We start from the raw sequence: 13,534 nt of genomic DNA, 5'->3' as shown, positions 1-13,534 counted from the left end.
CCACGACTTTGACCGCAAGGGAGACATCCATGAGCATTGGACAACGCTGACCGGCCATCCCAACTGGGAACAGTATCAGTAAGACGTCTGCCGCGGCAGTCCGGTAAGAAAGAATAAAGAAAGTGGGGGCATAAAAACAGGCAGGTATTGCGGCTGCAATACCTGCCTGTTCCTTCATTTGGAAGATACCTTTACAGGGGGTACCGCCGCTCTTTCCGTATCACTACCCAATTTTGCCCTTTATTTTACCCCGCAGCCATTTTCTGCCCTCCATATACGAGGTTATCTCTACATTCACAATATCCTCCGGACGGAATTGGCTGTCTTCAAACTGCCTGGCATAACGGCAAACGACCGTGCAGCCATCCGTCAACCGCGCAAACACACCGCCCTTATATTTGCTGATGATAGTGGCAAGCCGGGTCGAACCCACAGGATGACGGTACTCCGCCCCAATATACGGATCAGGCGCGGCGTCCTTTACCGAAATTTCCAAATTCCCCTCGTCCGCCGCTATCACTTTTGCTTTCAGCTTTTGCCCCGGCCGGTAAACAGACCGCAAATCTCCAAGGCAGGAATAGGACAATCCGGATTGAGTCACCGTATAGTCAAAACCATGACAGGACATCGTCAGCAGGCCCGGCCCAACACTCAGGATCTCACAGCTTGTTATGTCGCCGGCCTGCAGCCGCTCAACCATTGTCATTTGCCATCTCCTGCGGTCCATCGCCCGTACCCGTGAGGCGATGGCAAATTCATTCAGCCGGTCTACCGCTATAATCACAAAATCCACATTCGCCCCGCCCATATGGTTGAGCACGAAGCTCTCTCTTTCCTCGCCCTGCCACCATATCAACGGCTCCGGAATCAGTATCTTTACGCGGTACGGCACAATCACAATGCAAGTAATTTCATCCGGCCCGTCGCCATCTCCCTCTGCGCTGTCCATGAAAGGCGCCGCAATCTTCTCTACGCCGATCACAGTTCCATGCAGCAGCGCTCCGGACTGGTAGGAAGCATAAATACTGTTCCATTCTGTCCGTCCTTCTGGAGTCAGTTCCTTATCCAGTTCTTTATAATCCGATTCAAAAAACCTTTGCCGTGAGCTTTCCAGCCATTGCTGCATTCTCTGGTCAATCCCCATGACGTTTTCCCTCCAAACTTTTTATTTTCAGGCGGCCCGCGCTGTCTGTGTATGCCGCTACGCACGGTACATTTGTCCCGATCCGTTCCAATTGTCCTTCCTCTGCCAGAAGCATCACCTGTAAGGTCTTTATCTGCGCTTTTTTCCGCATTACAGACAACTGTGTATCGCAGCGCCATTCCATCCCTACTGGGACATAAAGGATCAAAAGCTGTAATTCCCGTACAGCGTAGTATGCCAGCATCAAATACGGTCTCGGAGGCGTCATTATCTCAGGCGCATCCCCTTGTTCGGCAAACGAAAAAGCGATATCAAATGCACGGATAATATTGCGGTCACACTCCTTGCCAGGCATCACAAGATCTCCTGTGTTTTCCTCAATATGGATATCCCCTTTATACCGCAGCTGCTGGATAATACTCTTTGCAGCCTTCTCCTCCATACCGAAGCACAGCCGGAGAAATGTTTTGGCCTGGCGCATCTTCATGCAGCCCAACCGTTCCAGAGCATCCAGCAACTTGATTTGCGGCTTGCTGTAATACATGGAATTCATATCGCCAACCTCCGTTTCACTTGGTTTAGCACGGGATCGAGCAGCGCTTCGCTCCCCATCTCCACGATCGTACTGAAAATGACCTTGGCGGTGTAGACCAGCGTATTGGAAATCGCCTCGTTCTCGTTCTGCCGCAGCTTGTACAGCGCCTCGTCGAGCACATCGGCATCCAGCCGCCGGAGCGTGTCGCGGACATAGCCCTGCGGGTAGGTACAGGCGCCAAGCTGCAGCCGGCCGCAGTAGTACAGCCACGAGACCGCGTCCCGGAACACCGCCGCTTCCTCCGGCGCATAGCGGGAAAGCTCGCATCGCTGCAAGATCGCCGCTATGGCCTCACGCCCGTCATCCGCGCCCGCGCGCGGAACTGTCGGAAGCTCATCATCAGTATCCCTATACTCTTTCTTACTCTTCTCTTTCTTACTTGTGTGCGGTTTTTGCAGGTCTAAAACTGCTGTTTCCGCACTTCTGGAACTGCCGTTTTGGCAGGTCAAGACCTGCAGATTTTGCAGTTCTTGGTGTGCCGCTTCGGCAGGTCTTGCCTGTGCGCCATCCTCCATATCCGGCATGTTTTCCACCATATTATCCAGAAAGCCGCCAGAAGGCTCCTGTTCTCTGCCCTCATCCACTTCATTCAGAAGTGCCATTTCTGCAGGTCTTGGCTCCGCGCAGAACGGCGCGCAGTCATAGCCGTAGGCCGCCTTTCCGTCCAGCGCCACCTCGGCCAGGAAGATGCGGTTGGGCAGCCCGCGGCCCTGCCGCTGCTCCCAGATCAGTTCCCTGTCCGCCAGCTCCTTAAAGCAGGCGATCGCCTTGCGGTATGAGACCTGCAGCTCCTGCGCCAGATCCTCGCGCGTGTAGATGATGTACACCTCGCCGTGCCGGTTCACCCAGCCGTTGCGGCGGGACAGCTGGTAGCGGTTGAGCAGGAACGTGTAGGCCACTTTGCTCTCCAAACCCATATCCCTGTAACGCGGGTCGCAGAACAGCCAGCGCGGCATCTGCATGTGGAAATAGGAAATGGCGCCGGACAGCTTCATCAGCGTAAAGTCCGGCCGATCTTCTGCAGCGATGTTCTTTTTCATAAGGCAGCATCCTCGCTTTCGTTGTCTAATTCGTTGTTTCGATCCAGTTCCTGTTGGTATTGGTCGATCTGGTCGTCTGTTGGGATAAATGTCGTATGATCGGGCATATCATCCTCCTGATCGGGATCGTCCGGCTGCAGCAGGTCGGAATAAGGGGACTTCGGCTCTGCTGGCAGTTCAGGAGGGTTCGCCGCCGATCCTGCATCCGGCGCAGGCGGCTTTTTGCTTTCCCCGCCCGCCGTACCGTCCTGCCTGTCCGGCGGATAGTCCCGAATGGAGACCGGCCGCAGCTTGCGGTGGTCGGCAAATTCCGGCGGCGTTATCTTGTACAGCAGCATCGGGTACTGCCCGCGCAGCAGGACGATGCACCTGTCGTTGTCCAGCCGCAGCACCTCGTCCGGCTGCATGAGCGCGCGCTGGGTGTTGCTCCGCGTCATGGAGTACGGCCGGATGTTGTTCTGCAAGGGGGAGAACAGCGGCGTCTGCGGCTGCTGGTGGTTGGTCACGCGGATGGTCGTCATGCCGCATTTCTCCGAGATGAATTTGGCGCTCGTCAGGTCGTTCACACCCAGACAGATGGTGGCGTCGCAGCAGGCCGCGATCTCCTCCCACTCGTGCCGCGGGTACATGTCCGCCAGCTGGGAGATAGACTGCACCAGCACCTGGCAGCTCATGCCGAACGACCGGGTGAACGCGATGGAGCGCTTGAAATCCCCCAGCTTGCCGATGGACGGGAATTCGTCCAGCAGGAAGTTCACCCGCACCGGCAGTTTGCCGTCCTTCGTTTCTTTCCGCGCGTATGCTTCCAGACGGGAGAACAGCATGGTGAAGAACAGCGAGGACAGGAAGGTGTAGGTGCTGTCCTGCGCGGACAGGATGCAGAAATAGGCGCAGGGCTTCTGCCCGGGCAGGGTGAGGTCTATCGTGCTGTCCGAAGTCAGGCTGTCCACCAGCGCATCGTGGAACACGTTCAGCCGGTTGCCGAGGCCGATCACGATGTTGCCGCGCAGGTTCTCCTTTGCGTTCAGGAACAGGCCGTAGGGGCCTTTGGCCGGATGCCCGGCCGGCAGCTTCTTTATCGTCTCATCTATCTGCTTGAGACCGTCCTCGCTGAGCAGGGCCAATATCCGCCCCAGCCTCCGTTCGGACAGCGGCTTTGGGCGTCCGGCCCCGTCCGTGTCCTGCTGCACATAATAGAGCAGCGCCGTGAGCAGGTTGAGCTCGGCTTTGCTCCAGAAATCGTTGGTCTCCTTCTCGCTTGAGGTATTGGCGATGATGGTGGACGCGATGACCGGTATGAGCCGCGGGTCGTGGTCTGCTTCGCCGATCGGGTCCCAGCGGTCCGAGTGCTCCATATCCAACAGGTTGAACACCCGCACTTCGTAACCCTGATCGGTCAAATAGCCGGCCATACTGCAAAATAATTCCGCCTTTGGGTCGGTCAGGACGATGCTCTCGCGCCGCTTGACGCACTGGAAGACGAACGGCCGGACGAAACCCCAGCTCTTGCCGGTACCCGGCGCGCCCACGACCAGCAGGCTGCCGGCGAGCCCGGATTTTTTGCTGGAAGCGACATAGTCCGCGTAGGCGTCGCTGTCCAGCGGGTCGTCCTTGTACTTGCCGTAGACCGTGCCGGTAAGGCCGTCCAGCCTGCCTACATCCAGCACCCGCTCCATCTCCTCCCGCTTCATGAACCGGCTCGAGCCGTGCGTACCGTCCGGCAGGACATCGAACCCGCGCCTGTCCTTTACCGGATGGTAGCCGGATATCCAGTTATACCCCTTGCGCGTCAGCAGGCAGGCCATCGTGACCAGCGCGGCGGTGACAAAAATACCGGTGGGGGTAAACGGGGCGACCAGATTTAAAAGCGGGTTTACCGTCCAGATATCGGTTATCCCGCTGTCCGCGTCAAAGGACTGGCGGATGCCGAGCCGGACGGAGTTTACCAGCATGCCGTAAAAGTACCAGATGACCACGCCAAGGGCGGCGTACAGCTTCCAGTCCCCCGGGTGCCGGTCCCGCCAGCGTCTGGTCTTTTTCAGTACCCGCTCCTCCAGTTTGGCGATCTGTTCAGACAGGCGGCGCATGGCGCTCACCGTCCTTCAGCCGGTCCAGGATGTCATTGGAAAGGGTGGCGGAGGAATAGAACGGCGGCCTGTAATACTGCTTCAGAAAGCGGTTCTGCTCCTGAAAGCCTGCCAGCACCAGCCGCTGGTACCCCTTCCGCCGGATCTGATGCGCGGTCTCCTCTATTTTCCGGATATCCATGTCCGCGACCAGCAGGAACGCCGTATGATCTTTCGGAGCGATCCAGTCTGCGCCGGTCCCGCTGTCCATCTTGCCGCCGAAGCCCCACAAGGCCCTGCACATCTTTGTCCGGTAGTCCGGATGCTTCAAGATATGGAGCTGGCGCACGCCCTGCATGGAGCAGGGCAGGTAGAGGCACGGCTCCTGTGCCATCCGGTAAAAGCGGCCGTATGATACGCAGCGGCTTCGTGCCGATACTGCTTTGGACGATCCGTGCAGGGCGGTATGGATCGCCGTATAGTCAGCGCCGCAAAACAGCAGCGCCCCACAGGTACAGCCAGCGCCGGTGCAGACGCCTTGCAGGAAATCTGTCTCCCGCGCAGGGTTTACGACTCGGTCCATGCCGGGCGAGACATAATACACCGCATATACGGTGTCCTGCAGCCGGAGCAGCCCTGCTATCTGGTTATTCCCCAGCACCTGTTGTCCCCGCCTTGCGCGCAGGGCAAATGCCGGCAGATAACCGTCCCTGCTCCGCAGCTCCTCTATCGCTGTCAGATAGGGGTAGATGCCGGCAGCATACATCGTCGCCGTGATCTCAGCATGCTCGAACCGCCGGCCCACCCGCTGTGTGTGGGCGTCAGGCTGCAGGGGGATGCCGCTGTCCTGTAAGAGGCGGTACCCCTTTCTCGTCAGCCGCCAGCCGTATACGGGATCGCAGGCTTTCAGCAGTTTTTCCTTCTGCAGTTCCTCCATGAGGGACGTGCGGAAGACCGAACCTGCGTACCGTTGCACACATGCGTCCCCCACGTTGCGGCACCAGCCGATCAGCCGTGCGACCTCCTTCGCATTCCGCATCGCCATGCCGGTCCTGCCCCCTTTCCGGAAAATACCGTCCTGCTTTGCATAGGCCGCGGTATTTTCCGCCTGTTGTCCGGCCGCTTCCAACTTTTCATGTGCTTCAACCTCCTATATATGGATTTTTCGCTGTTTTTACGCAGTACCGTCCGGTTTTGCAAACCAACAAAGCCGAACGGTACTACCGTATGCTTTTGCACTAAAATACCGTCCGGCTTTGTCCAAAGTACCGTATCCGTTTTTCAGGGCTTGGAGCGGTTTGCAGCCGTGTCTTTCCCGAAATTCCGGCCGGAAAGATAGGCCGCGGCCTCGTGATAGGGCAGCACCGTGATCTCCGTATAGCCCTTGCCGTCCGGTACGGTGTCCAATATGAGGCTCACGGTGAACTGGTCGTCGTCCTCGAACAGCACGCCCTTGAGGGCGTTGGTCACGGCCTTCCATTCGCGGTTGTCCGGATCGTAGACGTTTCCGCCCCTCCGGTCCGTGTGCTCCGTGATGGCCACGAACGCGTGCCGGTACCACGGCAGCACGCCGCCGCGCCCGCGCCACTGGCGAAGCAGCTCCAGCAGGCTGTTCTCGATGTATCCGGTCGTCCGCCGCCGCGCGTTCTGCAGCAGCGTGTCCAGCCGGATCGCCGTCCAGCCCTCCCGCGTCACCGAGACCGTCCCCGTGAGGACGGGAGCGCGCGGTACCAGCCGCAGCGGTTTTCCCTGCCTGCCCTTCTCCAGCAGCCCGCCGAACGTGCGGCGGGCCGTGAGCACCGCTGTCTCTGCCGCGCACAGGGCCTCGTCCGCCGTCCGGCTGCGTTCCGGCGCATCCGGCGGCAACTGCTCCAGCTCCCGCGCAAGGTGGTATGCCTCCTGCAAATAGAAACTGGGGGTGTGTTCATTCGTCATATCCGGTATCCTCCTCTTCGGTATCCATATCTGTCCTGCCGTGTCCCCACGCCGTGCGCTGCTGCCGGAGCCGTTCCAGTTCCTGCCGCTCCCGTATGCGCTCGATGTCCCGCGGGTCGGTGGTGATGAGTTCCAGCTCCCGTTCGGACGCGATGATATCCACGCCCAGCCGGTTGCGCCCCGCGCAGAGCAGCGCCTGCCCGCGCGCAAACTCCGCGTGCATCTGCATCTCCTCATCCGTCAGGTGGTAATGCTGCTGGATGAGCGCCGCCTCCTCCGGCTCGGTCATCAGGGCGAACTTGATGCGCGCATTGTTGAGCAGCGCCTTGCCGTACTTGCCGTTCTCCAGCGCAAAGAAGTCCTCCAGATCCTGCGACGCGCCGATGGCCGCCGCACCATACCCGCGGACGGTCTTGAACAGCTCAAGGACGAACCCAGCCGCCTCGGGGTTGGAGCCCGCGCCGATGAGCGACCAGATCTCATCCAGGATAATGATCTTCTGCTCGCTGCGCGAGCGCTTGCAGTAGTCCAGACAGATATCCGCCGCCAGCAGGGTGCCGAAAGCCAGCAGGTCCTTGCCAATGTCCGAGATATCCAGCACGATGTATTTGTTGCCCATGTCGATGTTGGTCTCCCTGCCAAGCCCCGCCGCAGAGCCGTTTACGAACCGGCTCAATACAGACGCCAGCGATTTCGTATCCTCCTGTTCCATGAGCAGGTCATAAAAGTCCCTTGGCGTGGGCTGCCGCTTGGGCTGTCCGTCTTCGTCCAGCAGGCTGTCGTTGTCCCGCGTGATGCCAAATCGCCCATATAAGCGGGTGAGGGCAACGTCCAGACGGCTCATATCCTCCTCGGTAAGGCTGCGGCGCAGCAGGGAGAAATAGATGTGCAGCCGGCTGATCTTGTCCGCGAGCAGCGAGTCCCCGCGCGTCTCCGTCCGGTCCAGTTCCGCGTTCACATCCAGCGAAGTCCGCCGGATCTCCATGAAGTTGATGCAGTCCGTGGAGGAGGGCGCGAGCCTGATGTACAGCCCGCCGATCGCCTCGCACGCAGCGCGGTATTCGTGGCCCTTGTACGGGGCGATGAGGAAGACCTGCCTGCCCTGCTGGCGGTACCGCATGGCGATGATCTGCAGAAGGAAGGTCTTGCCCGCGCCGGACATGCCCAGCCCGACCACGTTGGCGTTGCTGTAACGGTCGCTGTCAAAGATATCGAGCATACAGACCGAACGGCTGCGCCGGTCCCGGCCGATGAGGATGCCGTTCTACTCGCAGAGCTCCATGGAGTAGAACGGGAAGGAACCTGCGACACCGGACAACAGCACATTGCGCCGCGCCTTACGTGCGATCTCCGGAGACACCGACACCACCGGCAGGAAGGAATGGAACGCCTGCTCCTCCTCGTAGTCACAGCGCTTGCAGATGATGTCCTGCGACGAGCAGTAGCGCTCCACCTCGGAAAGCCGCACCTCCAGCCGTTCGGGTGTGTCCGCCGTGACCTCGATCAGGGTGTACATATCGTAGTAGTCCTCGTTCGCACGGTTCATCTGGGACTTGATGTACTGCCCTGCATAGATGGCACTGTCCATCTGCTCATAGTCCGCGCGGGTATCGTCCACGTCGCGCATCCGGCTGCGGCTCCACATAGTGGAGTTCGCCACCTTGGGCAATATCTTTTCCCGCGGCTGCCGGTGCAGGGTGACGGAGAGCGAGATCCCGTCCCCCAGCCCCACGAGCGCCGCCAGCCAGCCGCCGCGCACCAGGCTGCGGTAGCCGTAGCCTGCGATATACAGATAGGCGTGGCAGATGCCGTCCAGTTCGATGTGAGCCCGCGCAGTGAAGTCCGCTGAGGCGGGGCAGATCAGGTCCATCACGCCGGTGGGCTTGTATTTTTCGGTCTTTGCACCGCGTTTTTTCCGGCCACGTTTTGGTTTGGCAGTCGTTTCTTCGTCCGTTGTCTCCACATCTTCGTTTTCCTGCTTCACGGCGGCTCCCGCTGTCGCAGCGGCTTCAGCCGCGTCCGCGTCTGCTTCCGCGTTTTCCTCTGCCGCAGCAGACGCGAAGCAGTCCTCCAGCATAAAGCGGAAGCCCACCGGCAGGCGGATGTTCCGGCTGGTCCCCTTGCACAGCATCCCGAAGACCGTCTCCACCATCTGGTTGTCTATATACTGCGGCTCCACTACCGTGAGCCCGCAGCGGGCGAGATACCCTTTTGCCGTGGCCGCAACGCGGTACAGCTCCCTGTATGGGCCTGGTCCCATGTCCGCTTCATACTGGTACGCGATGAAGAAGCGTGTGGTAAAGGCGCCGTCCTGCACCATGCTGCGCACCTGCCGGATATTATCCTCGATGCACTGCCGGCACAAGGGGGCTGTTTCCCGTTCCCAAAATTCCTGCATCCGTCTGGTGTAGTGCTCCACATCCACGGGCTGGGACAGGCAGAGGATCTGCAGATCACTGGGCGCGATGCGCAGCCAGGCGGCAAAGCAGCTGATGATGCGCTCCCGCTCCGCTGTGTTCTGCAGGAAGAAGTTCATAGGCAGTACCTCGAACAATCCAACCAGCCGGCCGTCCCGGGTACGGATCACGCCGCGGTCTATATCCGCGATGGGCAGGCTGCCCTGCAGGTCCTTATCTGCGGGCGAGAGGCTTTGCGCCGCGCCGGCCTGCGCGCCGAAGATGATCTCTTTTGCGTTCATATTTGATAATGCCTCCTTTGTTCAGTGCGATGCGGCGGTTTTTCCGCCAGAGAATATAAGTAATAAGGAACCGCGACAGCGGCTCGTCCCGAATGCCTGCCAGTGCAAATCCGCAGACCGGCACCAGCAGGCAGAGCGAGAGGATGAGCTTCACGGTGAGGGAGAATGGGGTAAGGTTCGCTATCAGGGTGCAGAGCCCTACGGTAGGCACAGCAAGCACCACCGCTTCCAGACAGTTGCGCAGCTCGAACAGGCCGAGCACGCGGCCTGCGTCCGTGAAATTCACGGGGATATAGTAAATGTCTTCATTTGGCTGCATCCTGACCACCTTCCGCTTTTTCCATTACAACATCGAATAATCTCTCGCGCTCACATTGGAAGTCCCGCAATGCAATGGCGGTATTTTGAATACGGCTGTGCAGTATTGTTTCCAGAGCGCATAATATCCGCTCTCTGCTCCTTGGCGTGAGGGAAAATTCCATTCGCTCGATACAGTTGATCCGCTGTACTGTAATGCCGGACTGTGCAGATAATTCACGAAGCGTTATGCCGTGTTTGATACGAAAAAGCCTTATGCGCAGCACATGTCCGTCTGAATATGGGTTCATGATTCTATCTCCTCCTCTCATCCCAGCACCCAGAACGGCCCGCCGGCCGCGGCGCCTTTGTTGCATTCCGCGAGGAACACGCCGAGATCCCATTCCTTCTGGCTGCGCTCGAAGCTTGCGCAGTCCGCGACTAGGATCTTGCCACTGTCCGTGACGCCGCGCAGCACGATGAAATGTCCCCCACGGGTGAAATGCCCCGCGGACATGATCGCGATCACGAGCTTGCCGTCCTGCAAGGCATTTACCAGCTCGCTCCCGCTCCGGCCGATGCCCCGGCAGGGGACGTTGTAACGCGCCGCTCCGTCCGGTATCAGGCTGTGGTAGCTGCCGCTGCCCTCGCAGCGGTGGCCGGTGCGCACAGACCAATCGCAAATTTCTGGCGGCAGGACAGTTTTGTTCGTGAGCGTGGATACGCAGATGGCGAGCGACGTAGGCCCGCAGCCCGCGCCCGCGATCGTGTTCGTCTTGCCGTACATCAGACTGCCCCAGCGGGCGTCATACTGGCTGAAATACACGACGTCCTTGGAATTTCCACGGCCGGTGAACACCACATCGGAGAAATCCATATCCGCTGTGTTGTCCACAGACCCGCCCGGCGCACTGTATTCTGCGTCGCAGATGGTATTGTAAATGACCTCCGCCCACATGCGCTGCTGTTCGTCCATGCCCAGTTTGTCCATGAGTTCGGCGGGCGTCATGTCTGAGATCACCAGCACATAGCCGGTGAAGCTGCCCTCCGCGTCATACTCCGCCTCGAGGTCATATTGGAGCTTGGCCTGCATGGTCTGGACGATCTTCGCCTCGTCTATCGTCATCACATCCTGTTCGCTGTACACCGAGGTGATGGCGATCATCCAGTAATCATTCGTATTGCCGAGCCGCGTCTCGATGCGGATAAAGCCCAGATCCTCGGGCAGGAGCGAGACGAGCCGGTCTACCGCCTGCTGCTCCAGCGTGCGCTGCCGCTTCCATGCGGCGGTGAGTTCCTCCGCATGGGCGGTCATCTGCTGGATGTCTGCCGAGGAGACGCTGGGCGAACCAAACAAATTGCATGGGATAGACAGCAGCATCAATAGCGGCAGGCCGAGACAGACCAGCACGGCGATACCTGCGGCTTTGAGCAGTGCCGGTGCGGCCTGCGCTGCGGCGGCGGCGATACGGCCGCCGTTACTTTTTCTTTCTTCGTTTATGACGTTTCCCTCCTCTTTCTGTGGGCGTCCTATCCCGTGTGAGCGGCTGTGCGCTGCGCCGTAAGGTACGCGGCTGGATGGCAGGCGGCGGCGCCACCATATCCGGCGTGCGAACGCCCGGGGTGACATCCGGGTGGGATGCCGTATCCGGACGATCTGGTTTTCTTTCCCGTCTCGCTGGGGTAACTGCCGGGCGGCGGTCTGCGGGGGTAACGTCCGGCTGCAGCTTTGCGGCTGGCTGCACATGTGCCTGCGGCGGCGCGGCAGGTGTCACAGCTGCCGCTTGTGCGGGCGTGACCTGTGCTGCCGCCTGTACAGATGTCTTGTGCGGTGCGGACGGCGTCACCCGGGCAGGGGACGGAACCCCCTGTTCTACCGTCGAAGGCGTCTGGTGTTTTGCCGCAGAGACAACACGACCAGCCGCCGGCTGTACTGCTCGCGGCGGGGCTTTCCGCGCTGGGGAGATACGGGCCTTATCTGCACGGCCGGACGCCATACTGCCAGCGGCAGCCGTTGCAGCGGATGCTCTGGCGATCGGTACCGTATCCTGTTTTGCCTGCGCCGTCCCTCCAGCCGGTACAGACGAGGTGACCGGCTGTACCGCCCGCTGCTCTGTATTGGATATGGATGTATGGTCTTCCACGCCCATCCGCTCCTGATGTATATGCCGTGGCGACGGCGGCATGACTGGGCTGATCTTACCCGCCTGCTGGGCGCGGTCTGGTTGCGTTGTTCCATGACTTTGCGCAGAGATCGTATGACCGCTGGGCTCCAGCGCGTGGTTTCTGCCATCCTGCAGCGCCTGTTCCGGCGGCCGCGGCGTGACCGGAGAGACCATATGGCTGGCCTGCTCATCCGCTGTGCGCTGCGGTATGACCGGCGGCAATCTGCCGTCTGCCTGCGGCGGGTCCATGCGGCCAAACCCCGCCGGCAGGGGACGCACGGGCGGGGCGGGCGGCATCACCCTGCTGCCTGCTTCGGAGACAGTCTGTGATGTACTTTTGTTTTCCGCCACATGGCTGCTGATATAGCTTTCATCATCAAAGTCATCCGCATCGATAGAGACCGTCCTGCGCACCTGCTGCATCATCTCCGTATTGTTCGCACCGTACCGGCGGCGGAAAGCCTCCAGCTCCTGCGCGGCCCGCATACCCGAGCCCGCACCGCGAGCCACAGCCGTCCCCTCTGCCGCCGTCCGGCTGCGGATGCTTTCCTTCCGACTGTCTGACAGCCTGCCGCTGGAAACCGGTCCCCCTGTATCGTTCTTCCCCATGCCGCCCCAGAGCGGGTCTTCCCGCGGCGGCGGGCTGGAGGTATTGCCGTGTCCGGCGGACGGTGTGTGTTTCGCCGCCGTGCGCGTCACGACGGACGCGATGCTGCGCAGGGTCATAGCGGTGAGCGCGCCGGGGAAGCGCGCACCCAGCGGGTCCCCGGTGAGCACGGGATTCAGGCCGATGCGCAGGATAATGCTGTCCATCTTCTTTGCCATGCGAACGATGCCAACCACGAGCATCGCCCACGGGATGATGGCCGCGCCGTTCGGGTCTGTGGACAGCGCGGACAGCACCAGCTTGACAAACACCAGGTTGAACACCATGAGTACGCACATGCTGGCGAACATCCGCAGCCAGCCGCGGAAGATATCGCCCGTGCTTTTCGACCCGCCCATCGCAAAGGCCAGCGGCGCGCAGTATGTGAGGACGCAGAGGATGACGTACCGCTCCGCGACCTCGAAGAACAGCCGGACGAGCTGCCACTGGATGACGATGTTCGCCACGATGACGATGAGCCAGCCCGCATTAGGGAGCGTATCAAAGGTCTCCTCCCCAAAGGGGTCATAGGTGATGGCGTCCGGTACCTGCAGCATCTCCATGACCGTGGTGGACAGGCCGAAGCCGATATCACAGATCTGCCGGCTGACGAACAGCAGGAAGGAGAACATCGCGCTGCGCAGGAACAGCCGCCCCGGCTCCTCCGCCTCGATGCCGACGCCCGAGGCCATGGAGCGCATCGCCTGATACGCCAGATTGCCGATGAGCAGCGCCCAGCCCACCGCGACGAAGATATTCGCGATATCGTCTATGACCGACACGCGCTCCGCGAAGTAGGACAGGTCTACGGTGAACAGCTCCATGAGCTGGTCCAGCAGATATTCCACCATCTCATACCAGAGCGACGCTAACCACTCGAACAGGGCTTTTACTAATTTTTCAAGAATGTCATGCGGCCTCCCTTCTGATGAACGCAAAAAAACGGCG

General features: G+C 60.1%; 12 protein-coding genes. All 12 read right to left on the bottom strand.

The genetic code is table 11. From position 1 onward, the window contains the following. Positions 1–223: 223 nt before the first annotated feature. On the bottom strand, positions 224–1,144 hold the full coding sequence (locus tag ACYQ3S_RS14015; RefSeq protein ID WP_459689906.1) for a hypothetical protein: 921 nt from the start codon (positions 1,142–1,144) through the stop codon (positions 224–226). After that, positions 1,134–1,697: a DUF5697 family protein gene (locus tag ACYQ3S_RS14010; RefSeq protein ID WP_459689905.1), complete on the bottom strand. Its 564-nt coding sequence runs from the start codon at positions 1,695–1,697 to the stop codon at positions 1,134–1,136. Before ACYQ3S_RS14010 ends, ACYQ3S_RS14015 begins: the two co-directional genes overlap by 11 nt. Beyond that, entirely contained in the window at positions 1,694–2,779 is a 1,086-nt protein-coding gene (locus tag ACYQ3S_RS14005; RefSeq protein WP_459689903.1) for a replication initiator protein A, read from the bottom strand. Before ACYQ3S_RS14005 ends, ACYQ3S_RS14010 begins: the two co-directional genes overlap by 4 nt. Next, a complete protein-coding gene (locus ACYQ3S_RS14000) occupies positions 2,776–4,866 on the bottom strand; it encodes a VirD4-like conjugal transfer protein, CD1115 family (protein WP_459689902.1) in 2,091 nt (696 codons plus the stop codon). The genes ACYQ3S_RS14005 and ACYQ3S_RS14000 overlap by 4 nt, the downstream gene beginning before the upstream one ends. Next, a complete protein-coding gene (locus ACYQ3S_RS13995; RefSeq protein ID WP_459689900.1) occupies positions 4,850–5,890 on the bottom strand; it encodes a hypothetical protein in 1,041 nt (346 codons plus the stop codon). The genes ACYQ3S_RS14000 and ACYQ3S_RS13995 overlap by 17 nt, the downstream gene beginning before the upstream one ends. A 236-nt stretch (positions 5,891–6,126) precedes the next feature. After that, positions 6,127–6,780, bottom strand: a complete 654-nt coding sequence (locus tag ACYQ3S_RS13990) for a hypothetical protein (RefSeq protein ID WP_459689898.1) — start codon at positions 6,778–6,780, stop codon at positions 6,127–6,129. Beyond that, entirely contained in the window at positions 6,770–8,032 is a 1,263-nt protein-coding gene (locus ACYQ3S_RS13985) for a VirB4 family type IV secretion system protein (RefSeq protein ID WP_459689908.1), read from the bottom strand. The genes ACYQ3S_RS13990 and ACYQ3S_RS13985 overlap by 11 nt, the downstream gene beginning before the upstream one ends. A 12-nt stretch (positions 8,033–8,044) precedes the next feature. Beyond that, positions 8,045–9,478, bottom strand: a complete 1,434-nt coding sequence (locus tag ACYQ3S_RS13980; protein ID WP_459689897.1) for a hypothetical protein — start codon at positions 9,476–9,478, stop codon at positions 8,045–8,047. Further along, complete coding sequence (locus ACYQ3S_RS13975) at positions 9,411–9,797, bottom strand: hypothetical protein (protein WP_459689895.1); 387 nt, start codon at positions 9,795–9,797, stop codon at positions 9,411–9,413. Before ACYQ3S_RS13975 ends, ACYQ3S_RS13980 begins: the two co-directional genes overlap by 68 nt. Further along, the gene (locus tag ACYQ3S_RS13970) at positions 9,784–10,086 is read right to left on the bottom strand and encodes a helix-turn-helix domain-containing protein (RefSeq protein ID WP_459689893.1); all 303 of its coding nucleotides are present in this window, start codon (positions 10,084–10,086) and stop codon (positions 9,784–9,786) included. Before ACYQ3S_RS13970 ends, ACYQ3S_RS13975 begins: the two co-directional genes overlap by 14 nt. 17 nt (positions 10,087–10,103) lie before the next feature. Then, positions 10,104–11,186 (bottom strand): C39 family peptidase, encoded by a 1,083-nt coding sequence (locus ACYQ3S_RS13965; RefSeq protein ID WP_459689891.1) that lies wholly within the window; start codon positions 11,184–11,186, stop codon positions 10,104–10,106. A 67-nt stretch (positions 11,187–11,253) separates the two neighbouring features. Then, positions 11,254–13,524 carry a TrbL/VirB6 family protein gene (locus ACYQ3S_RS13960; RefSeq protein ID WP_459689889.1) on the bottom strand — a complete coding sequence of 757 codons (2,271 nt, stop codon included), beginning with the start codon at positions 13,522–13,524 and terminating at the stop codon, positions 11,254–11,256. Positions 13,525–13,534 lie beyond the last annotated feature (10 nt).

Source organism: Agathobaculum sp. TL06 (assembly GCF_054658635.1).
The sequence above is the reverse complement of the archived record's forward strand: the minus strand, read 5'-3'. Positions and strand labels throughout refer to the sequence as shown.

What these genes read in the sequence shown, in the direction of transcription:
- ACYQ3S_RS14015 (WP_459689906.1), bottom strand. Translation starts at nt 1,144, where the DNA reads ATGGGGATTGACCAGAGAATGCAGCAATGGCTGGAAAGCTCACGGCAA.
- ACYQ3S_RS14010 (WP_459689905.1), bottom strand. Translation starts at nt 1,697, where the DNA reads ATGAATTCCATGTATTACAGCAAGCCGCAAATCAAGTTGCTGGATGCT.
- ACYQ3S_RS14005 (WP_459689903.1), bottom strand. Translation starts at nt 2,779, where the DNA reads ATGAAAAAGAACATCGCTGCAGAAGATCGGCCGGACTTTACGCTGATG.
- ACYQ3S_RS14000 (WP_459689902.1), bottom strand. Translation starts at nt 4,866, where the DNA reads ATGCGCCGCCTGTCTGAACAGATCGCCAAACTGGAGGAGCGGGTACTG.
- ACYQ3S_RS13995 (WP_459689900.1), bottom strand. Translation starts at nt 5,890, where the DNA reads ATGGCGATGCGGAATGCGAAGGAGGTCGCACGGCTGATCGGCTGGTGC.
- ACYQ3S_RS13990 (WP_459689898.1), bottom strand. Translation starts at nt 6,780, where the DNA reads ATGACGAATGAACACACCCCCAGTTTCTATTTGCAGGAGGCATACCAC.
- ACYQ3S_RS13980 (WP_459689897.1), bottom strand. Translation starts at nt 9,478, where the DNA reads ATGAACGCAAAAGAGATCATCTTCGGCGCGCAGGCCGGCGCGGCGCAA.
- ACYQ3S_RS13975 (WP_459689895.1), bottom strand. Translation starts at nt 9,797, where the DNA reads ATGCAGCCAAATGAAGACATTTACTATATCCCCGTGAATTTCACGGAC.
- ACYQ3S_RS13970 (WP_459689893.1), bottom strand. Translation starts at nt 10,086, where the DNA reads ATGAACCCATATTCAGACGGACATGTGCTGCGCATAAGGCTTTTTCGT.